Genomic DNA, 18,955 nt, shown 5'->3' with positions numbered 1-18,955 from the left:
CGATGCGGCGGCCGGGCCGCGGCATGTGTGCGTCGGTGCCCATAACGGGTGCGAGGGGGAGAAAACCGGATGGAGTCCACGGGTGGGTCGTCGCTGGTCAAGGAGCACGAACGGGACCGGGTGCCGGAGCCGTACGCGCCGGGAGAGGGCTGCCTGACGCGGGTGGTCCGGCTGCCGGTGCGGATTGCCGTCCTGGTGCTCGTGGTGCCGGTGCGCATGGTCTGGGACGCGCTCGCGGCCTGCGGCCGTGCCGTGCACCGCGGGGTGCTGCGTCCTGTGGGGCGCGGGCTGTCCTGGCTGGGGCACGTCCTCGTCGTCGCGCCGCTGACCTGGGTGTACCGCCGGGTCCTCACGCCGATCGGACACGGTATCGCCTGGACCGCGCGGGCTTTCGGTACGGCGTTGCTCTGGCTGGCCAAGGCGCTGTTCTACTGGCCGTGGGCCGCTCTGTGGCGGTATGTGCTGGTGCCGGCCGGGGTGGCCGTCGGGGTGGCCGTGGCCTGGCTGGTCCGTCACCTGGTCGTGGCGCCGGCGCTCTGGGTGTACCGCTGGGTCCTCACTCCGGTGGGTCATGCCTTCAGGCGGCTCGCGGGCGGCTTCGGCCGGCTGGTCCGTGGGCTGGGGGCGGGGCTGGCCTGGCTCGGCCGTCATCTGGTCGTGCTCCCCGCCCAGTGGTGCCACCGGCACGTACTGACGCCCGTCGGGCACGGCGTCGCCTGGCTGGCCCGCGGCATCGCGGCCGCCGTCACCGCCCTCGTACGGTGGACGGTCGTCGTACCGGCCGTCGCGGTGTGGCGGTACGTCCTCGCCCCGGTGGGCCGGGCCGTCGTCGGCGCCGTGACCGTCGTCGTGCGCGAGACCGGTGCCGCGTTCGGTCACTGCTGGCGGGTGGCCGGGTACGTGTCCCGGGCCGTCGGCCGGGCCCTCGGCACACTCCTGCGGTGGATCTTCGTCGAGCCGTTCCGCTGGGCGTACCGCACCGTTCTCACCCCGGTGGGCCATGCCGTACGGGACGGCCTGTGGCGCCCGGTGCGGCGCGCGGCGGGCGCGGCCGGCCGGTCCGTACGGCAGGGGCTGGCCGCCGCCCGGCAGTCCGTCCGGCAGACCCGCGCCGACCTCCGGCGGGCCCTGTTCGGAGCACCCGGGCAGCCGGAGCGCGCCGCGGTGCCGCGGCCCCGGCGGGAACCCGGGGTACCGCGGGCACGTACTCTAGGTAAGACGTCCGGGCGCGACGTGTCCTCGCCTGGGCGGGGGCCCGGGCCGGGCGACGCCGGGTAGGCGTCATCCGGACGGACCGTCCCCGCCCCGCGCGGGGTGACGTCCGGCAGCGCCCTCACACCAAGGAGAAGTAACACTGGGCAAGCGACAGCCCGAAGGCCCGCCGCCCGCACCGGCGGTGCAGCGCATCCGACTGCGCTACACCAAGCGCGGCCGCCTCCGGTTCACCAGCCACCGCGACTTCCAGCGCGCTTTCGAGCGGGCGCTGCGCCGCGCCGAGGTCCCCATGGCCTATTCGGCGGGCTTCACCCCGCACCCCAAGGTGTCGTACGCCAACGCCGCGCCGACCGGTACGGGCAGCGAGGCCGAGTACCTGGAGATCCAGCTCGCCGAGCGCCGCGATCCGGCCATGCTCCGGGAGCTGCTCGACGAGTCGCTGCCGGCCGGTCTGGACATCACCGACGCGGTGGAGGCCCGTACCTCCGGCCTCGCCGACCGGTTGCAGGCGTCGGTGTGGGAGCTGCGGCTCGACGGCGTCGAGCCGGCCGAGGCGGCACGGGCCGCCGAGACGTTCCTCGCCGCCGAAGAAGTGCAGGTCGAACGCCGTACGAAGAACGGCATGCGGACCTTCGACGCGCGCGGCGCGGTCACCCGCCTGGAAGCCGTCGCCCCCGAGGGCGATAGGCCGGACGGCAAAGCCTGTGCGATACTGCGGCTGGTTGTTCGGCATTTGACACCTGCCGTACGACCCGACGACGTCCTGTCCGGCCTCCGAGCTACGGCCGACCTGGCGCCGCCGGTCCCCGCAGCGGTGACCAGGCTGGCGCAGGGGCTGCTCGATGAGGAGACCGGCGCGGTGACCGACCCGCTCGCGCCCGACCGCGACGCTGCCGAGGCCGGCACAACAACGGCCGCCGGCTGAGCGCCGCGAGGCGCCGGACGGTTCTGCACAGGACCGCCGTCGTCGCGTCGCCGATCAGCCAGGGAGCCACCCCGGTCCGGCAGACGCACTGACCAGCAGACTTTCGCCGGTCCCCGACCTACGGGCCCGGCGAGCGAGACGACAGCTCCCGTGCGGCGCCCGCGCCCCGGAGGGCGGCACCGTGCCACACCGGCGGGCCGCGTCCGGATCCAGGCGCGGCGCCCGGGAGCGTGACGGGAGAACCGCCCGCATGCTCGAACCCATTGAGCCCAACGAACCCAGCGGCCCTTCGGAGCAGTCCTCCGAGGGCGGCACCCCCAGCGACACGCTGCCGCCGCGCCGTCGGCGCCGCGCCGCCTCCCGGCCGGCCGGCCCGCCCTCGGGGGCGGCGAGCGCCACCGCCGGGAGCCCGGTGACCGCGGACAGCGGTACCGAGGCGACCGGCAGCGCGGCCGTGAGCGCCGCGCAGGACGACCAGGGCGCCGCCTCGACGGTCGTCTCCGGCGACGACGCCAAGCCGGCGCGCACCCGCCGCCGCGCCACCCGTAAGGCCACCGCCCCCGCGGGCTCCCCGCAGGCGGCCGAGACCGCACAGACTTCCGCCGAGGCTCCGGCCGCCGCGGCGCCGGCCCCGCGGGAGGCACAGCCGGCCGCCGAGGACGAGGCGCCGAGCGCCCGCCCCCGCCGTCGCGCCACCCGCCGTGCCTCCGCGCCCGCCGGCTCGCCGAACGCCGAGGCGCCCGCCGAGACGCAGGCCCCCGAGGCGCAGGCCGCGTCCGGCGACCAGGCCGCCGCGCCCGCCGCCCCTGAGCAGCCCGCCGCGTCCGACGACGCCAAGCCCGCCCGTTCGCGCCGCCGTGCGACCCGTAAGGCCACCGCGCCCACCGGCTCGCCGCAGCCCGCCGCCGAGCAGCCGCAGGCGGCCGCCCCGGCGCAGGCGGACGCCGAGGACGAGGACGAGGCCGAGGAGACCGCCGCGGCCCAGGCCCAGGAAGAGGCTCCGGCCGCGCCCGCCGAGGACACCAAGCCCGCCCGTTCGCGCCGCCGTGCGACCCGTAAGGCCACCGCCCCCGCGGGCTCCCCGCAGGCGGCCGAGGCCGCGGAGAGCGCTCAGCCCGCCGCTTCCGGCGCCGAGGCCGCCGAGCCGGCGTCCGGCTCCGGTGACACGCCGCGCCGTCGCTCGCGCCGCCGTACCGACCGTGCGGCCGAGACCGCACAGCAGGAGCAGGCCACCGCCGAGCAGCCGCGCGCCGAGGCCGAGGCCGCGCCGGAGGAGCCCGCCGCCCGTGGCTCCCGCCGCCGTGACCGCCGTCCGCCGACGGCCGTGTTCCAGGCGCCGGTCTTCACCGAGCCGATGTTCCAGACCCCGGAGACCGCCGCCGCGGCTGCCGCTGCCGCGGCCGAGCAGGCCGCCGAGGAGCCCGCCGCCGAGCAGGACGAGCAGCCCGCGTCCGGCGGCCGCCGCCGTCGCCGCCGGGGAGCCGCCGCCGAGCCCGAGCAGCAGCCCGCGGCCGAGCAGGCGCCCGCCCCGAAGGCGGAGAAGGCCGAGCCCGTCCAGGACACGCAGGCCATCCAGGACGACACCGACGACTCCGACGACGACACCGACGACGAGCGCGGCGACGCCGCGCAGGGCGACGACGAGTCGGGCGACCGCCCCTCCCGCCGCCGCCGTCGCGGTGGCCGCCGCCGCCGTCGCGGCGAGGCCGCCGACGGCAGCGACGAGCAGTCCGGTGAGGACGGGCCGTCCGACGCCGGGCAGCCGGCCGCCGAGGAGGAGCAGGCCGAGCAGGCCGCGTCCGCCGCGGAGGACGACGACGACCAGCAGGGCGGCGGCTCCAGCAGCAGCCGTCGGCGCCGTCGCCGGCGCCGGCGCAGCGGTGACCTCGGTGACGGGGACGCCGGCCAGCAGGGCGGCGACGACCCGGAGCGCACGGTCGTCAAGGTCCGCGAGCCCCGCAAGAAGGACGAGCCGTCCGACGAGGTCCAGTCCATCAAGGGCTCGACGCGTCTGGAGGCCAAGAAGCAGCGCCGCCGCGAGGGCCGCGAGCAGGGCCGCCGCCGGGTGCCGATCATCACCGAGGCGGAGTTCCTGGCGCGCCGCGAGGCCGTCGAGCGGGTGATGGTCGTCCGCCAGAGCGGCGAGCGCACCCAGATCGGCGTCCTGGAGGACGACGTGCTCGTCGAGCACTTCGTCAACAAGGAGCAGTCGACCTCGTACGTCGGCAACGTCTACCTCGGCAAGGTGCAGAACGTCCTGCCGTCGATGGAGGCCGCCTTCGTCGACATCGGCAAGGGCCGCAACGCCGTGCTGTACGCGGGCGAGGTCAACTTCGAGGCGCTCGGCATGGCCAACGGGCCGCGCCGCATCGAGACCGCGCTGAAGTCCGGCCAGTCCGTGCTGGTGCAGGTCACCAAGGACCCGATCGGCCACAAGGGCGCCCGCCTGACCAGCCAGGTCTCGCTGCCCGGTCGCTACCTGGTCTACGTGCCCGAGGGCTCGATGACCGGCATCAGCCGCAAGCTGCCGGACACCGAGCGGGCGCGGCTGAAGCAGATCCTGAAGAAGATCGTCCCCGAGGACGCGGGCGTCATCGTCCGTACCGCCGCCGAGGGCGCCAGCGAGGACGAGCTGCGCCGCGACGTGGAGCGCCTGCAGGCGCAGTGGGAGGACATCCAGAAGAAGGCCAAGGCGGGCTCCACCAGCTCGCCGAGCCTGCTGTACGGCGAGCCCGACATGACCGTCCGGGTCGTCCGCGACATCTTCAACGAGGACTTCTCCAAGGTCATCGTCAGCGGTGACGAGGCGTGGCAGACCATCCACGGCTACGTCTCGCACGTGGCGCCGGACCTGGCCGACCGCCTCCAGAAGTGGACCTCGGACGTGGACGTCTTCGCGACGTACCGCATCGACGAGCAGCTGATGAAGGCGCTGGACCGCAAGGTCTGGCTGCCCTCCGGCGGTTCGCTGGTGATCGACAAGACCGAGGCCATGGTCGTCATCGACGTCAACACCGGGAAGTTCACCGGTCAGGGCGGCAACCTCGAAGAGACCGTGACCAGGAACAACCTGGAGGCGGCCGAGGAGATCGTGCGCCAGCTTCGGCTGCGCGACCTGGGCGGCATCGTCGTCATCGACTTCATCGACATGGTGCTGGAGTCCAACCGGGACCTGGTGCTGCGGCGGATGCTGGAGTGCCTGGGCCGCGACCGTACGAAGCACCAGGTCGCCGAGGTCACCTCGCTGGGCCTGGTCCAGATGACCCGTAAGCGGGTCGGCCAGGGCCTGCTGGAGTCCTTCTCCGAGTCGTGCGTGCACTGCAACGGCCGCGGCGTCATCGTCCACATGGACCAGCCGGCCTCGGCCGGCGGCGGTGGCGGCAAGCGCAAGAAGAAGGGCAAGGGCGGCGGGTCCGGCCAGGACCACCAGCAGCACGACCACCAGCACCACGACGAGCACCAGGACGCGGAGACCGCGCGCGCCGACGAGCACCCCGAGCTGGAGCCCGTCGCGGTGACCGAGGCGGAGCTGCAGCCCGCGGTGGCCGACACCGACGAGTGGTTCGGCAGCCCGGCGGAGGCCGAGGCGGCAGCCGGCGGCGCACGCGGCCGTGGCCGCCGTCGCGCCAGCCGCAAGGTGTCCGCACCGGCGGGCGCGCCCAAGGCGTCCGAGGCCGCCGCGATCGTGGTGGAGGCCGCCGAGCCGGCGCCGGCCGCCGAGCCGGAGCCCGCCGTGGAGCCGGAACCGGCCGCGGAGCCCGCACCGGCCCGTCCGCGCCGTCGTGCGACCCGTAAGGCGACCGCTCCCGCGGGTTCGCCCAAGGCCGCCGAGGAGGCCCCGGCGGCGGAGGCCGCACCGGAGCCGGTCGCCGAGCCCGCGCCCGAGCCGGCTGCCGAAGCCGCCGAACCGGCCGTGGAGGCTCCCGTGGACGCCGCTGCGGGCACGGACGCCACCGTGAGCACGGACGCCGTCGAGGAGGCCGCCGAGGAGGCGCCCGCCAAGAAGACCGCGGCGAAGAAGGCGGCCAAGAAGGCGCCCGCGAAGAAGGCGGCGGCCAAGAAGACGGCCACGACGAAGAAGGCGGCGGCGAAGAAGACCACCACCGCCAAGAAGGCGGCGGCGGAGAAGGCCCCGGCCAAGAAGGCCGCCACCAAGAAGGCCGCCACCAAGAAGACCACCGCGAAGAAGACCACGACGAAGAAGGCGGCGGCCAAGAAGACCGCCGCCGCCGAGCAGGCCCCGGCCGCGTCGGTGTCGGCTTCGACGGAGGACTGAACCGGACGGACCGTGCCCCGGGCCCACGTGCCCGGGGCCGGTTTGACCCCCCGGTCAAGGCCCCGTAACCTTGACCGTCGGCGTCTGTAGTACGCCAAACCCCTGAGCAAACACCTCCCGGTCCGCCGGGGGAGGCCGCTCGTCCACTCGGATTCCACGGGATCTCACGAACCCGTGTGAGCGGCTGGCATCAGTGGTCCCGTATCTAGCGAGAGAGTGAGATCCGCGTGTACGCAATCGTGCGTAGCGGTGGTCGTCAGCACAAGGTTGCTGTCGGCGACATCGTCGAGGTTGACAAGATTTCTGCCGGCAAGGTTGGCGACGCGGTCGAGCTCTCGACGCTGCTCGTCGTCGACGGCGAGTCGGTTACCAGCGACCCGTGGGTGCTGGCCGGGGTGAAGGTCCAGGCGGAGATTGTGGACCACCACAAGGGCGCCAAGATCGACATCCTGAAGTACAAGAACAAGACCGGCTACCGCAAGCGGATCGGTCACCGCCAGCAGTACACGGCGATCAAGATCACCGGCATCGACTCGCCGGCGAAGTAAGGGACTGAGGAGACATGGCACACAAGAAGGGCGCATCGTCCACTCGGAACGGTCGCGATTCCAATGCTCAGCGGCTCGGCGTGAAGCGCTTCGGCGGTCAGGCCGTCCTCGCCGGTGAGATCCTGGTCCGCCAGCGCGGCACCCACTTCCACCCGGGCACGGGCGTCGGCCGTGGCGGCGACGACACCCTGTTCGCCCTGGCCGAGGGTGCGGTGCAGTTCGGCACCCACCGTGGCCGCAAGGTCGTGAACATCGTTCCGATCGCCGAGTGACCCACCACTCCGGCATCGAGCGATAGCTCAGCAGCACCACTCCGAGGGCGGACCGCCTCTCCCCGCAGTACGCGGGAAGGCCGGTCCGCCCTTGGCGTGTTAGTACAGAGACAATTCCGTCGTATCTGGAGGCATTCCCACCATGACCACCTTCGTGGACCGCGTCGAGCTGCATGTCGCCGCGGGTAACGGAGGCCACGGCGTGGCCTCCGTGATGCGCGAGAAGTTCAAGCCGCTCGGCGGCCCGGACGGCGGCAACGGCGGCCGTGGCGGCGACGTGATCCTGGTCGTCGACCAGGACGTCACCACGCTGCTGGAGTACCACCACCACCCGCACCGCAAGGCCACCAACGGCCAGCCCGGCGCCGGTGACCACCGCGCCGGCAAGAACGGCCAGGACCTGGTCCTGCCCGTCCCGGACGGCACCGTCGTCCTGGACCGCGCGGGCAACGTGCTCGCCGACATGGTCGGCCAGGGCACCACCTTCGTGGCGGGGCAGGGCGGCCGCGGCGGCCTCGGCAACGCCGCGCTGGCCTCCGCCCGCCGCAAGGCCCCCGGCTTCGCGCTGCTCGGCGAGCCCGGCGAGGCCCGCGACATCGTGCTGGAGCTCAAGACCGTCGCGGACGTCGCGCTGGTCGGCTACCCGAGCGCCGGCAAGTCCTCGCTGATCTCGGTGCTCTCGGCCGCCAAGCCGAAGATCGCCGACTACCCGTTCACCACCCTGGTCCCCAACCTCGGCGTGGTCACGGCCGGTTCGACCGTCTACACCATCGCGGACGTCCCCGGTCTGATCCCCGGCGCCAGCCAGGGCAAGGGCCTGGGCCTGGAGTTCCTGCGGCACGTCGAACGCTGCGAGGTGCTGGTGCACGTCCTGGACACCGCGACCCTGGAGTCGGACCGCGACCCGGTCTCCGACCTCGACATCATCGAGGCGGAGCTGGCCCAGTACGGCGGCCTGGACGACCGGCCGCGGGTGGTCGTCCTCAACAAGATCGACATCCCGGACGGGCAGGACCTCGCCGACATGATCCGCCCCGACCTGGAGGAGCGCGGCTACCGCGTCTTCGAGGTCTCGGCCGTCGCGCGCACCGGCCTCAAGGAGCTGTCGTACGCGCTGGCCGGCATCGTCGCCGAAGCCCGTGCCGCCAAGCCCGTACAGGAAGCCACCCGTATCGTCATCCGCCCGAAGGCCGTGGACGACGCGGGCTTCACGGTCACCCCGGAGGGCGAGGGCTTCTTCCGCGTCCGCGGCGAGAAGCCGGAGCGCTGGGTGCGCCAGACCGACTTCAACAACGACGAGGCCGTCGGTTACCTCGCCGACCGCCTCAACCGCCTCGGCGTCGAGGACCAGCTCCGCAAGGTCGGCGCGCAGGCCGGCGACGGCATCGCGATCGGCCCCGAGGACAACGCGGTCGTCTTCGACTGGGAGCCGATGATGGCGGCGGGCGCCGAGATGCTCGGCCGCCGCGGTGAGGACCACCGCATGGAGGCGCCGCGCCCGGCCGCGCAGCGCCGCCGCGACCGCGAGGCGGCGCGGGACGAGGCGGAGGACGAGTACCAGGACTTCCGTCCGTTCTGAGTCCGTGCCGTCGTCCGTTCCCGCGGCCGTACGTACGTGCGGAAGGCCCCCGGTGCTCCCGGGGGCCTTTCCCGTGCCGTACGCCGCTCCGCGCCGCCTCAAGGGTGAGCCCCACAGCGGCCGGCGGGGCGGGCCGTGGGAATCCGGCGGGCGCCCGCCGGTCCCCCTGCCGTAGATTGCGGTGGTACGGAAACACCCGTACGGAACCTCCCGGACACGGGACCGTCCGTACGCGGCGGCGCACAGGCGAGCACAGGGGTAGGCAGTGGCAGGCGCAAGGCAGGACGTGACGGACGCCCGCAGGATCGTGGTCAAGGTCGGTTCGTCCTCGCTGACCACGGCGAGCGGCGGTCTGGACGCGGACCGGGTGGACGCGCTGGTGGACGTGCTGGCCAAGCACCAGGACAAGGAGATCGTGCTGGTCTCCTCCGGCGCCATCGCGGCCGGCCTGGCGCCGCTGGGCCTGGACCGGCGCCCGCGCGACCTGGCCCGGCAGCAGGCCGCCGCCAGCGTCGGCCAGGGCCTGCTGGTCGCCCGCTACACCGCCTCCTTCGCGCGCTACGGCCGCCGCGTCGGCCAGGTCCTGCTCACCTCGGACGACACCAGCCGCCGCGCCCACTACCGCAACGCCTTCCGGACCCTGGACCAGCTTCTGGCCATGGGCGCCGTACCGATCGTCAACGAGAACGACACCGTCGCCACCGACGAGATCCGCTTCGGCGACAACGACCGGCTGGCGGCCCTGGTCGCCCACCTCGTACGGGCCGACCTGCTCGTGCTGCTCTCGGACGTGGACGGGCTCTACGACGGCGACCCGAGCCTGCCCGGCACCTCCCGGATAGCGCAGGTGAGCGGCCCGGCCGACCTGGAAGGCATCTCGATCGGCAGCGCCGGCCGGGCCGGCGTCGGCACCGGCGGCATGGTCACCAAGGTCGAGGCGGCCCGGATCGCCGCCGCGGCCGGTGTCCCGGTCGTCCTGACCTCCGCGGTGCACGCCGCCGGCGCCCTGGCCGGCGGCCCCACCGGCACCCACTTCCTGCGCACCGGCCGCCGCTCCGCCGACCGGCTGCTGTGGCTGGCGCACGCCTCCACCCCGCGCGGCGCGCTGGTGCTGGACGACGGCGCCGTCGAGGCCGTCGTCGAACGGCACTCCTCGCTGCTGCCCGCCGGCATCGCCTCGGTCGACGGGGAGTTCAGCGCCGGCGACCCGGTCGAGCTCCGGGACACCGCGGGCCGCGCCGTCGCCCGTGGCCTGGTCAACTTCGACGCGCGGGAGATCCCGCGGCTGATCGGCCGTTCCACCCGTGACCTCGCCCGCGAGCTGGGGCCCGCGTACGAACGCGAGGTCGTGCACCGGGACGATCTGGTCGTACTGCACCACTGACGGCCGTCACAACAGGGAAACAAGTGGCAGGAAAGGTCCAAAGACCAGCCTTTCCACGGAGACCTTCTCGAAAATGCCCCCGCGACGGCCCGCGGGCTGGTCAACTTTGTTGCGGGGACGGCGTCCGGGGAGCGCCGTCCGCCGCGCGCGAGTGCGCGCCGAGGGACAGCAGTGCCGGACCACTGCCGAGGAACCGCCCGCGACCGGGCCCCGGAGCAGCGCGATCCGCGCTGACCCGAGCGGTCCGTACGCGGCGGCGCAGCCGGCGGCGGGCCGGTGCCGGTGACGGAAGACAGCACCGATCGGCTCCGCCCCCGTGGGTACGAGCGGAGCGATACGCATAACAGGAGGCCGCCGGTGAGACGAGGGCGCTCAGGGGCGCTGCCCCGAGGGACGGCGGAGCGCACACTGACCAGCGTGGGACCCGCCGGACCGGCCGGCGGGTCCGCGTCCGGGGACCGTGCCGGGCCGGGCGGGGCGACGTCCGAGCGGCCGTCGCCCGGGCGCCGCGAGGCGTCCCGGCTGTGGCACGTCACCCTCAGCGTCTCGGGGGCCGAGGCCCCCGTCCAGGAGGTCCGGCGGGCACTGGAGCAGCTCGCCCACGACCACCCCTTCCTGCTGACCAGCCGCTACGCCAACGACCACGCCGAGATCCGCTACTGGGAAGAGGCCCGCGACCTGCACGACGCCGCGGCGGTCGCCCTGCGGCTGTGGGGCGAGCACCGCTCCTCGGCCGGGCTGCCGCCGTGGGAGATCGTCGGCCTGGAGGTCATCGACCGGGAGACGTACCACCAGCGCGTCGCCGAGGGGTACGGGCCGCCGCCCGCGTCCCGGGTGGGCGTGCATCCGTACTGACACCCGTGCCCCTGCGGGCACCCGCAGGGGCACCGGTACCGGCAGGCGGCGGACCGTGGCCCGCGGCGCCCGTACCGGTGGGCGCGGGCCACGACGTCTTGCCAGATGGAACGCGGCCGGACCGCACTCCGCCGCCCGGTTACGCTTTCCGCCATGACCAGCGAATCAGCGCACTCCTCACCCGTCATCGAGACCGCCCGGCGCGCCAAGGAGGCGGCGGCCGTCCTGGCGCCGCAGCCGCGCACCGCGCGCGACGGCGCGCTGCTCGCCATCGCCGACGCCCTGGTGGCCCGTACCGAAGAGATCGTCGCCGCCAACGCCGGGGACGTCGCCAAGGCACGGGCCGCGGGCACCGGCGAGTCCCTGGTGGACCGGCTCACCCTGACCCCCGAGCGGGTCACCGCGATGGCCGCCGACGTCCGCGACGTGGTGGCGCTGCCCGACCCGGTGGGCGAGGTGCTGCGCGGCTCCACCCTGCCCAACGGCCTCGACCTGCGGCAGGTCCGCGTCCCGCTGGGCGTCGTCGGGATCATCTACGAGGCCCGGCCGAACGTGACCGTGGACGCCGCCGCGCTGTGCCTGAAGGCCGGCAACGCGGTGCTGCTGCGCGGCTCGTCCTCCGCCTACGCCTCGAACACGGCGCTGGTCGAGGTGCTGCGGGACGCGGTGGCGAGCGTCGGGCTGCCGGCCGACGTCGTCCAGCTGGTGCCGGGGGAGAGCCGCGACTCGGTGCGCGAGCTGATGCGGGCGCGCGGCCTGGTCGACGTGCTGATCCCGCGCGGCGGCGCCTCGCTGATCCGTACGGTCGTCGAGGAGTCCACGGTCCCGGTGATCGAGACCGGCACCGGCAACTGCCATGTGTACGTGGACGAGCACGCCGACATCGACATGGCGCTGGACATCCTGATCAACTCCAAGGCGCAGCGGCCCAGCGTCTGCAACGCCGCCGAGACGGTCCTGGTGCACGCGGGCATCGCGGAGACGTTCCTGCCGCGGGCGCTGGAGGCGCTGACCCAGGCCGGGGTGATCGTGCACGGTGACACCGCGTGGCAGCAGGCCGGCCCCGGCCTGGTCGCGCCGGCCACGGACGAGGACTGGGCGGCCGAGTACCTCTCGTACGACATCGCCGCGGCCGTCGTGCAGGACCTGGACGCCGCGGTGGCGCACATCCGCCGCTGGTCCTCCGGGCACACCGAGGCGATCGTCACCACCTCGCAGGCGGCGGCCCGCCGGTTCACCCAGCTCGTGGACTCCACGACGGTCGCGGTCAACGCCTCCACCCGCTTCACCGACGGCAGCCAGTTCGGGTTCGGCGCCGAGATCGGCATCTCGACGCAGAAGCTGCACGCCCGCGGCCCGATGGGGCTTCCGGAGCTGACCTCGACGAAGTACGTCGTCACCGGGGACGGCCACACGCGCTGACGGCCGCATGCGCTGATGGTGCGGGCGGGGGACTCGGGTGGGCCGGGGCGGGACCGGTGCCAGGTGCCGTCCTCCGGTCCGCGGCCGAATTCCCGTGCTACCCGCCCACGACCGACCGCCCCGGGCTAGTCTGGACGGGTGCCGGACGACGTGGGGGGCAAGCCGTTCCCGGACGGCGAGGAGCCCGACGAGCACAGGCAGCCGAGCCACGGGGAAGCGGACGAGGACTTCGCCTCCGTGGTCCTCGACGAGGACTTCGTGCGGTCCGCGCGCTTCCACGAACCCACCGCGGTGGAACGGATGCTGGCCGCCGCCCAGGCACGCGCCGAGGCCGACGCCGCCCGCGCCCGCCCGGGGTACGGCACCGACCCGGACGCCGACGACGCCCAGGACGGCCGGCCCCGCACCCCGGGCCGCCGCTACGGCCGCGGCACCGGCGCCGCCCGCGAGCGGGGTGCGGATCCGGACGCGTACGGACCCCACGGACCGTACGGCCCGTACGGCGGCGCCCTGCGCCCGTACCGCGGCAGTGTCCGCTGGCACCGCCCGGTGGCCTGGGTGCTCGCCGTTCTCATGGGCATCGGCCTCGTCGCGCTCGCCTTCTCCGCGGTCTACCGCGGCGCGTCCGGCGGGCGCACGCAGACTCCGGCGCCCCCGCCCGCGACCAGCGGCGTGGACGGCGTACCGCCCGTCCGCTCCAGCCTGGTGCCGTCGGCGTCCGCCTCGGCCGAGTCGACGCCGCCCCCGGCTTCCGCCGCTCCGCGCACCGGCTGAGAGCCGGGGCCCCGCACGCCTCCCCGGGCGCGCCGGGCGGCTCCCGTGAACGGGTCCGGCCACCGCAAGCGGGGGGCACAGCTCCGGCAGAACCCGCCGAACTTGTCCCGTACCAGGGCGTTTATCGGCGCCTCCACAGACCTACCCTTGTGGTATGGCCGGTGCTGGTGACCCTCCCGAAGGGACCCCCGGGGGCGCCGCGGGAGGCGGAGAGGACGAATACCGATCCGTCGTCTTCGACGAATCGTTCGTACGAGCTGCACGCCTTCAGGAGTACTCGGCGAGGGAGCGCATGGAGGACCACGCACGGGCCGTGCGCACCCGGCACGCCTGGGCCCGGCTCGGCGGCGCCCGGCAGGCCGTGCTCCTCGCCCTGCTGATCGTCATCGCCTTCGGCACCGCGATCTACATGGGGGTCCGCCACCCCTACCGGCCACCCGAGCCGATGGCGGCGGAGCCGCTGCGGTCCACGGTCGTGCCGCTGGCGCCGGACGGCGCCGTGCCGGGTGGCAAACCGGCCGACCTCTTCGCGCGCAGCCCCGCGGCGCAGTACCGCATCGGCGCGGCGGGCGTGAACCTGCCCGCGGTCTCGCGGACCGAGCACTTCTCGGACGGTCAGGTCGTCTCCGCCCTGACTCTCGCCAAGGACTACATCGTGCGTTCCTCGATCGACCCGGCCACCCTGACGGGAGGTTCCGTACGGCCGGTGGGGCTGCTGCTCGACCCCGGCCAACTCGACCAGTTCGACCGGAGTCTGGCGCACCCGGCCGACGACGGGCGGCACGCGGCCACCGGCTGGCTGACCCGCTTCGACCCGGACGAGGTGGAACTGGCCGACACCGATGTGCGGGTGACCGGCACCCTGTCGGCCACCGAGGTCGGCGCGGACGCGCTGGAGGTGAGCGCCGACTTCACCTTCGCCTACGCGGTACGCCCGGCTGGTGCGGGTGCTGGGGCCGGTGCCCGTACGGCCGGGGGCGCGGGGGCCGGTGCCGAGGCCACGGCGGGGCAACAGGCCCCGGCTGCCTCGCTGTTCACCGTCCGCCGCGAACTGCGCTTCCGGATCAGCCGCGACGACCTGGACGACCACCGCCTGGAGGTGCTGGAGAGCAACCTCCAGGCGGGGCCGATGTCCTGCTCCGCCGACGCGTCGAGCGCCTTGCGGCCGCTGCTCGCGGGGCAACGGGCCGGGGACGCCGGGCCGGCGGCCACCGACCCGTACGCCCGCGGCCGTTCGAACACGGGGCTGTGCGGGAAACTGGCGGTTACTTCCCAGCCGGGCCCGGCTCGTCCGGACCGTTAGCGCCGTCCGACCCGTTCGCACCGCCCGAGCCGCCCGTACCGCCGGGCCGGGAGCCGCCGCGGAAGACCGTGTCCCGCAGCTTGCCGCCGAGGTCACCGGCGCCGCCGGCGATGTCGCGCACCAGACCCATCAGCGGGTCCTTGCTGGTGCGCACCGACTCGGCGTAGTGCGCGGCGGACTCACGGAAGGATTCGGACACCGAGGTGTCCTTGTCCTCGTCCCTGCGCGGATAGTGGCCGTCCATGATGCGCTGGTGGTCGCGGCTGGCCGCCCACTTCTTCAGCTCGGCCGCCCGCACGGTGGTGAACGGGTGGCTGCGCGGCAGCATGTTCATCACCTTCAGCACGGAGTCGCGCAGGTCACCGCCCGCCTCGTACTCCTCGGCCTGCTTCAGGAACGCGTCCACGTTCATCTCGTGCAGGTGGTTGCCGCCGGCCAGCTTCATCAGTCCGCGCATGGACGCCTGCAGGTCCTGTCCGACCAGCAGCCCGGCCCGGTCCGCCGACAGCTCCGACTTGCGGAACCACTCGCGCAGCGCCGTCACTATCGCCATGATCGCGACGTTGCCCAGCGGGATCCAGGCGACCTTCAGCGCCAGGTTCGTCAGGAACAGCAGGATCGTGCGGTACACCGCGTGACCGGACAGCGCGTGGCCGACCTCGTGGCCGATGACTGCGCGCATCTCCTCCTCGTCGAGCAGCTCGACCAGGCCCGTGGTCAGCACGATGACGGGCTCGTCCAGACCGATGCACATCGCGTTCGGCTGGGGGTCCTGGTTCACGTACATCGGCGGGACCTTCTCCAGGTCCAGGATGTAACAGGCGTCCCGCAGCATGTCGTTGAGGTGCGCGAACTGCTGGTCGCTGACGCGCACCGAGTCCGACAGGAACAGCAGCCGCAGGCTGCGCTCCGGCAACAGGCCGCTGAGCGTCTTGAAGACGGTGTCGAACCCGCTCAGCTTGCGCAGGGCCACGAGCGCGGAACGGTCTGCCGGGTGCTCGTAGGCGCGGGACGAGATCCCGGGGAACCGCCTGCGGTCCCGGCTCGGTACGCGCTCGCTGCCGCCTGGGCTCTCCGTCATTGGGGCCTCCCCCTGTTCGACTGCGTGTGATTCAGACTAGAGGACGCCACTGACAGCCATTTGGATGCCCAGGCGTACGCTGGCGAGCGCACCGGGGCCCGCAGATGCCCACATGCCCGTACAAAGGGAGCGCTTCAGTCATGCCGAACACGAGCGTGCTGCTCGCCGCCGCGGCGGAGACCTCGAAGAACGACGGCCCGGGATGGATCCTGCGCACCGTCCTGATCGTCGGCATCCTCGGGGCCGTGTTCCTCGCATGGGTCCTGCTGCGCAATTACGGGAAGGACGGCCAGGACGGCCACGACGACCGGGACTGACCCGCCCCTTCCCGGACGGCCCACCCCTCGCGGACCCGGAGCGGCCCCGCGGACGGGCGTGCGAACGCCCTCCCGGCGGAGTCGGCGTGAGACACGCGTGAGCTCGCGCATACGATGTGGCGGAAGTCTCTGTCCGACCCCATCCCGGATTGGTTCTGCCGACGATGAGCCTGCACACCACCGCACAGCACCTGGTCACCCTCGCCGAAGGCGGTCAGGAGGGCGGCGCGCACGAGAGCCTCAACCCGTTCGTCACGGGTGGCGGCGCACTGATCGCCCTGCTCCTGCTGCTCTGGATCACCACCCGCTTCAACCGGGACCGCTGAGGGCGGGCACCGGGACCCCGGCACCGCGCAGCGCCCAGTAGGGTCTGCACGCATGGGAGAGCAGACAGGGCCCGTGAAGCGGCGGCTCGGAGTGATGGGCGGGACATTCGACCCGATCCATCACGGACACCTGGTCGCCGCCAGCGAGGTGGCCAGCCAGTTCCACCTCGACGAGGTCATATTCGTCCCGACCGGGCAGCCGTGGCAGAAGAGCCACAAGACGGTGTCGCCGGCCGAGGACCGCTATCTGATGACGGTCATCGCGACCGCGTCCAACCCGCAGTTCTCCGTGAGCCGGATCGACATCGACCGCGGCGGCAAGACGTACACCATCGACACGCTGCGGGAGCTGCACGAGCAGCACCGTGACGCGGATCTCTTCTTCATCACCGGCGCCGACGCGCTCGGCCAGATCCTCACCTGGCACGACGCGCCGGAGCTGTTCTCACTCGCCCACTTCATCGGGGTGACCAGGCCCGGGCACATACTCGCCGATCCCGGGCTTCCCGAAGGGGCGGTGTCCCTGGTCGAGGTGCCGGCGCTGGCCATCTCCTCGACCGACTGCCGGGCGCGCGTCGCCCAGGGGGACCCGGTCTGGTACCTGGTGCCGGACGGTGTCGTGCGCTACATCGACAAGCGCGACCTGTACCGCGAGGACCTGACCGGCCACGACGGCCGTTGACATCTGTTGCCGACGGCCGCCGACGACGGCCGCCGACGGGGCTCACGGAAAGGGGCACCGGTGAACGACCGACACGACCCGTACGTGCCGCGGGACCCGTATGCCCAGGACCAGCAGGGGCAGCCGGGGTACACCTACGACGCCTACGGGCAGCCGGTGCACCCGGAAGCACCGCAGCAGCCCGCGTACGACCAGTACGGGCAGCCGGTGGGCTACGACCCGTACGGCGCGCCGGGTCCGTACGACCCGTACGGCCACCAGCAGCAGGGCGGGCAGCCGGGCGCCGGGCAGCAGATTCCGGGGCAGCAGGGAGCGGGCCAGGCCGACGCGGGGCACCAGGGATACGGCTACGACCCGTACGGCCATCAGCAGGTGCCGCAGCAGACGCCCCAGCAGGCGCAGTACCCCCAGCAGTACGACCCGTACGGGCAGCCCCAGCAGTTCCACCAGCCCCAGCAGCACGGTCTGCCGCAGCAGACCCAGCAGCAACAACAGCAGCAGGGCTGGATCCCGCAGCAGTCGGCGCAGCCCTCGTACGAGCAGGTCGCCTACCAGGAGCCGGAGCACCAGCCGTACGGGCAGCCCGCCCGGGAGGCCGCCGCGCAGGGCCCGCGTGACGGGGCCCCGGGCGACACGGGGGCCGCGGGCCGTGCGCCGGGCCAGGGTGCCGCACCGGGCCCCGGCAGCGCTCCGGACACGGACTACCGCACCGAGCAGTTCTCGTTCATCGAGGAGCCGACCGAGGACTCCGAGGACGTCATCGACTGGCTCAAGTTCACCGAGAGCCGTACCGAGCGGCGTGAGGAGGCCAAACGGCGCGGCCGCAGCCGCAAGGTCATGCTGATCGTGCTGCTGGTCCTGCTGCTCCTCGGCGGCGTCGGCTATCTCTGGTGGGCGGGCAAACTGCCCGGCCTCTCGGGCGCCGAGGCGGGCAAGGAGGCCGGGGGCGCCGGGGAGAAGCGCGATGTGCTCGTCGTGCACCTGAAGGACCCCAAGGGCAACAGCTCCACCGCGCTCCTCGTGGACAACGAGAGCACCCACAAGGGCACCACCGTCCTGCTCCCGAACAGCCTGGCGGTCTCCACCGAGGACGGCGGGTCCACGACGCTGGCCAAGTCGGTCAAGGACCAGGGCATCGACCCCACCAGGGAGGCCCTGAACACCCTCTTCGGCGCCGACATCAAGGCCAGCTGGCGGCTGGACACCCCGTATCTGGAGAACCTGGTCGAGACGACCGGCGGCATCACGCTGGACACCGACGTCACCGTCCCCGCCGCCAAGAAGGGCGACGGCCCGCTCGTCAAACAGGGCAAGAGCCAGGAGCTGAACGGCCAGGCGGCCGTGGCGTACGCCACTTTCCAGGCGCCCGGCGAGCCGCAGACCAAGCAGTTGGAGCGCTTCGGCCAGGTGATGCAGGCCACCTTGAAGAAGGTCTCCAGCGACGCGGACGGCGCCACGGCCACCGTGAAGTCGCTGCTCCAGGTGCTGGACCCGCCGCTCACCGAGGCGGAGCTGGGCAGCTCGCTCGCGCAGCGCGCCGAGCTGGCGAAGGCCGGCGCCTACGGGACCACCCTGCTGCCGGTGCAGCAGGACGGCACGCTCAGCCGGCAGGCGGCGGACGGTGTGGTCAAGGAGGTGCTCGGCGGCACGGTCAAGAAGGCCGACCCCAGCTCGACCCCCAGGGTCGCTGTCCAGAACGCCACCGGCAAGAAGGAAGCGACCGACAAGGTGCGGATCGCCCTGGTCAACGGCGGTTACTCGTTCGTCGACGGCGGCACCGCGGCGGCCAGGCCGGCCTCCGAGGTGACGTACGCGGACGCCGCCCAGAAGGCGAAGGCCGAGGAGGCCGCCAAGACGCTGGGCCTGCCGGCCGGCGCGGTCAAGCAGGGCAAGGCCGCCTCGAACGCCGACGTGACAGTGGTGCTGGGGCAGGACTACAAGGGCTGAGGGAAGCCGGGCGGGTACGGGCCGGGCGGCCCGGTAGTCCGGGGGCGGT

Annotated in this window: 16 protein-coding genes; 15 read left to right on the top strand and 1 reads right to left on the bottom strand. The window is 73.5% G+C overall.

What is annotated here, in order from left to right; all coding sequences use genetic code 11:
• Positions 1-69 precede the first annotated feature (69 nt).
• The 11 genes from ACZ4QV_RS06130 (at position 70) to ACZ4QV_RS06080 (ending at position 14,553) form a co-directional block, all read left to right on the top strand.
• Positions 70-1,278 (top strand): hypothetical protein, encoded by a 1,209-nt coding sequence (locus ACZ4QV_RS06130; protein ID WP_361582365.1) that lies wholly within the window; start codon positions 70-72, stop codon positions 1,276-1,278.
• Positions 1,279-1,396: 118 nt separating this feature from the next.
• A complete protein-coding gene (locus tag ACZ4QV_RS06125) occupies positions 1,397-2,140 on the top strand; it encodes a TIGR03936 family radical SAM-associated protein (protein ID WP_361144206.1) in 744 nt (247 codons plus the stop codon).
• Positions 2,141-2,390: 250 nt separating this feature from the next.
• On the top strand, positions 2,391-6,416 hold the full coding sequence (locus tag ACZ4QV_RS06120) for an Rne/Rng family ribonuclease (protein ID WP_467762624.1): 4,026 nt from the start codon (positions 2,391-2,393) through the stop codon (positions 6,414-6,416).
• Positions 6,417-6,643: 227 nt separating this feature from the next.
• Complete coding sequence (gene rplU / locus ACZ4QV_RS06115; protein WP_031001886.1) at positions 6,644-6,964, top strand: 50S ribosomal protein L21; 321 nt, start codon at positions 6,644-6,646, stop codon at positions 6,962-6,964.
• Between the two features lie 14 nt (positions 6,965-6,978).
• On the top strand, positions 6,979-7,236 hold the full coding sequence (rpmA, locus tag ACZ4QV_RS06110; RefSeq protein WP_030020524.1) for a 50S ribosomal protein L27: 258 nt from the start codon (positions 6,979-6,981) through the stop codon (positions 7,234-7,236).
• Positions 7,237-7,378: 142 nt separating this feature from the next.
• Complete coding sequence (gene obgE, locus ACZ4QV_RS06105) at positions 7,379-8,815, top strand: GTPase ObgE (protein WP_361144200.1); 1,437 nt, start codon at positions 7,379-7,381, stop codon at positions 8,813-8,815.
• Positions 8,816-9,080: 265 nt separating this feature from the next.
• Entirely contained in the window at positions 9,081-10,199 is a 1,119-nt protein-coding gene (gene proB / locus ACZ4QV_RS06100) for a glutamate 5-kinase (RefSeq protein WP_361633360.1), read from the top strand.
• 357 nt (positions 10,200-10,556) lie between these two features.
• Positions 10,557-11,054, top strand: coding sequence for a hypothetical protein (locus ACZ4QV_RS06095; RefSeq protein WP_361144194.1), 498 nt, complete (start codon positions 10,557-10,559; stop codon positions 11,052-11,054).
• Between the two features lie 153 nt (positions 11,055-11,207).
• Positions 11,208-12,476, top strand: coding sequence for a glutamate-5-semialdehyde dehydrogenase (locus ACZ4QV_RS06090; protein WP_125056295.1), 1,269 nt, complete (start codon positions 11,208-11,210; stop codon positions 12,474-12,476).
• 138 nt (positions 12,477-12,614) lie between these two features.
• On the top strand, positions 12,615-13,250 hold the full coding sequence (locus ACZ4QV_RS06085) for an SCO2584 family spore wall biosynthesis protein (RefSeq protein ID WP_361144191.1): 636 nt from the start codon (positions 12,615-12,617) through the stop codon (positions 13,248-13,250).
• A 154-nt stretch (positions 13,251-13,404) separates the two neighbouring features.
• Positions 13,405-14,553, top strand: a complete 1,149-nt coding sequence (locus ACZ4QV_RS06080; protein ID WP_467762623.1) for an SCO2583 family membrane protein — start codon at positions 13,405-13,407, stop codon at positions 14,551-14,553.
• Here the strand turns inward: ACZ4QV_RS06080 and ACZ4QV_RS06075 are convergent.
• Entirely contained in the window at positions 14,516-15,634 is a 1,119-nt protein-coding gene (locus tag ACZ4QV_RS06075; protein WP_361144186.1) for a M48 family metallopeptidase, read from the bottom strand. The genes ACZ4QV_RS06080 and ACZ4QV_RS06075 overlap by 38 nt on opposite strands.
• Before the next feature lie 140 nt (positions 15,635-15,774).
• On the opposite strand from ACZ4QV_RS06075, the gene ACZ4QV_RS06070 reads away from it, so the two are divergent.
• The 4 genes from ACZ4QV_RS06070 (at position 15,775) to ACZ4QV_RS06055 (ending at position 18,906) form a co-directional block, all read left to right on the top strand.
• The gene (locus ACZ4QV_RS06070; protein WP_361144183.1) at positions 15,775-15,951 is read left to right on the top strand and encodes a hypothetical protein; all 177 of its coding nucleotides are present in this window, start codon (positions 15,775-15,777) and stop codon (positions 15,949-15,951) included.
• A 164-nt stretch (positions 15,952-16,115) separates the two neighbouring features.
• Positions 16,116-16,277, top strand: coding sequence for a hypothetical protein (locus ACZ4QV_RS06065; protein WP_031001894.1), 162 nt, complete (start codon positions 16,116-16,118; stop codon positions 16,275-16,277).
• A gap of 52 nt (positions 16,278-16,329) precedes the next feature.
• Complete coding sequence (gene nadD, locus ACZ4QV_RS06060; RefSeq protein WP_050510248.1) at positions 16,330-16,959, top strand: nicotinate-nucleotide adenylyltransferase; 630 nt, start codon at positions 16,330-16,332, stop codon at positions 16,957-16,959.
• Between the two features lie 60 nt (positions 16,960-17,019).
• Entirely contained in the window at positions 17,020-18,906 is a 1,887-nt protein-coding gene (locus tag ACZ4QV_RS06055; RefSeq protein WP_361618958.1) for an LCP family protein, read from the top strand.
• Positions 18,907-18,955: the final 49 nt, after the last annotated feature.

The organism is Streptomyces sp. NPDC026394, assembly GCF_055567735.1.
Note: the sequence above shows the minus strand (reverse complement) of the source record. Positions and strands in the feature narration are given on the sequence as shown.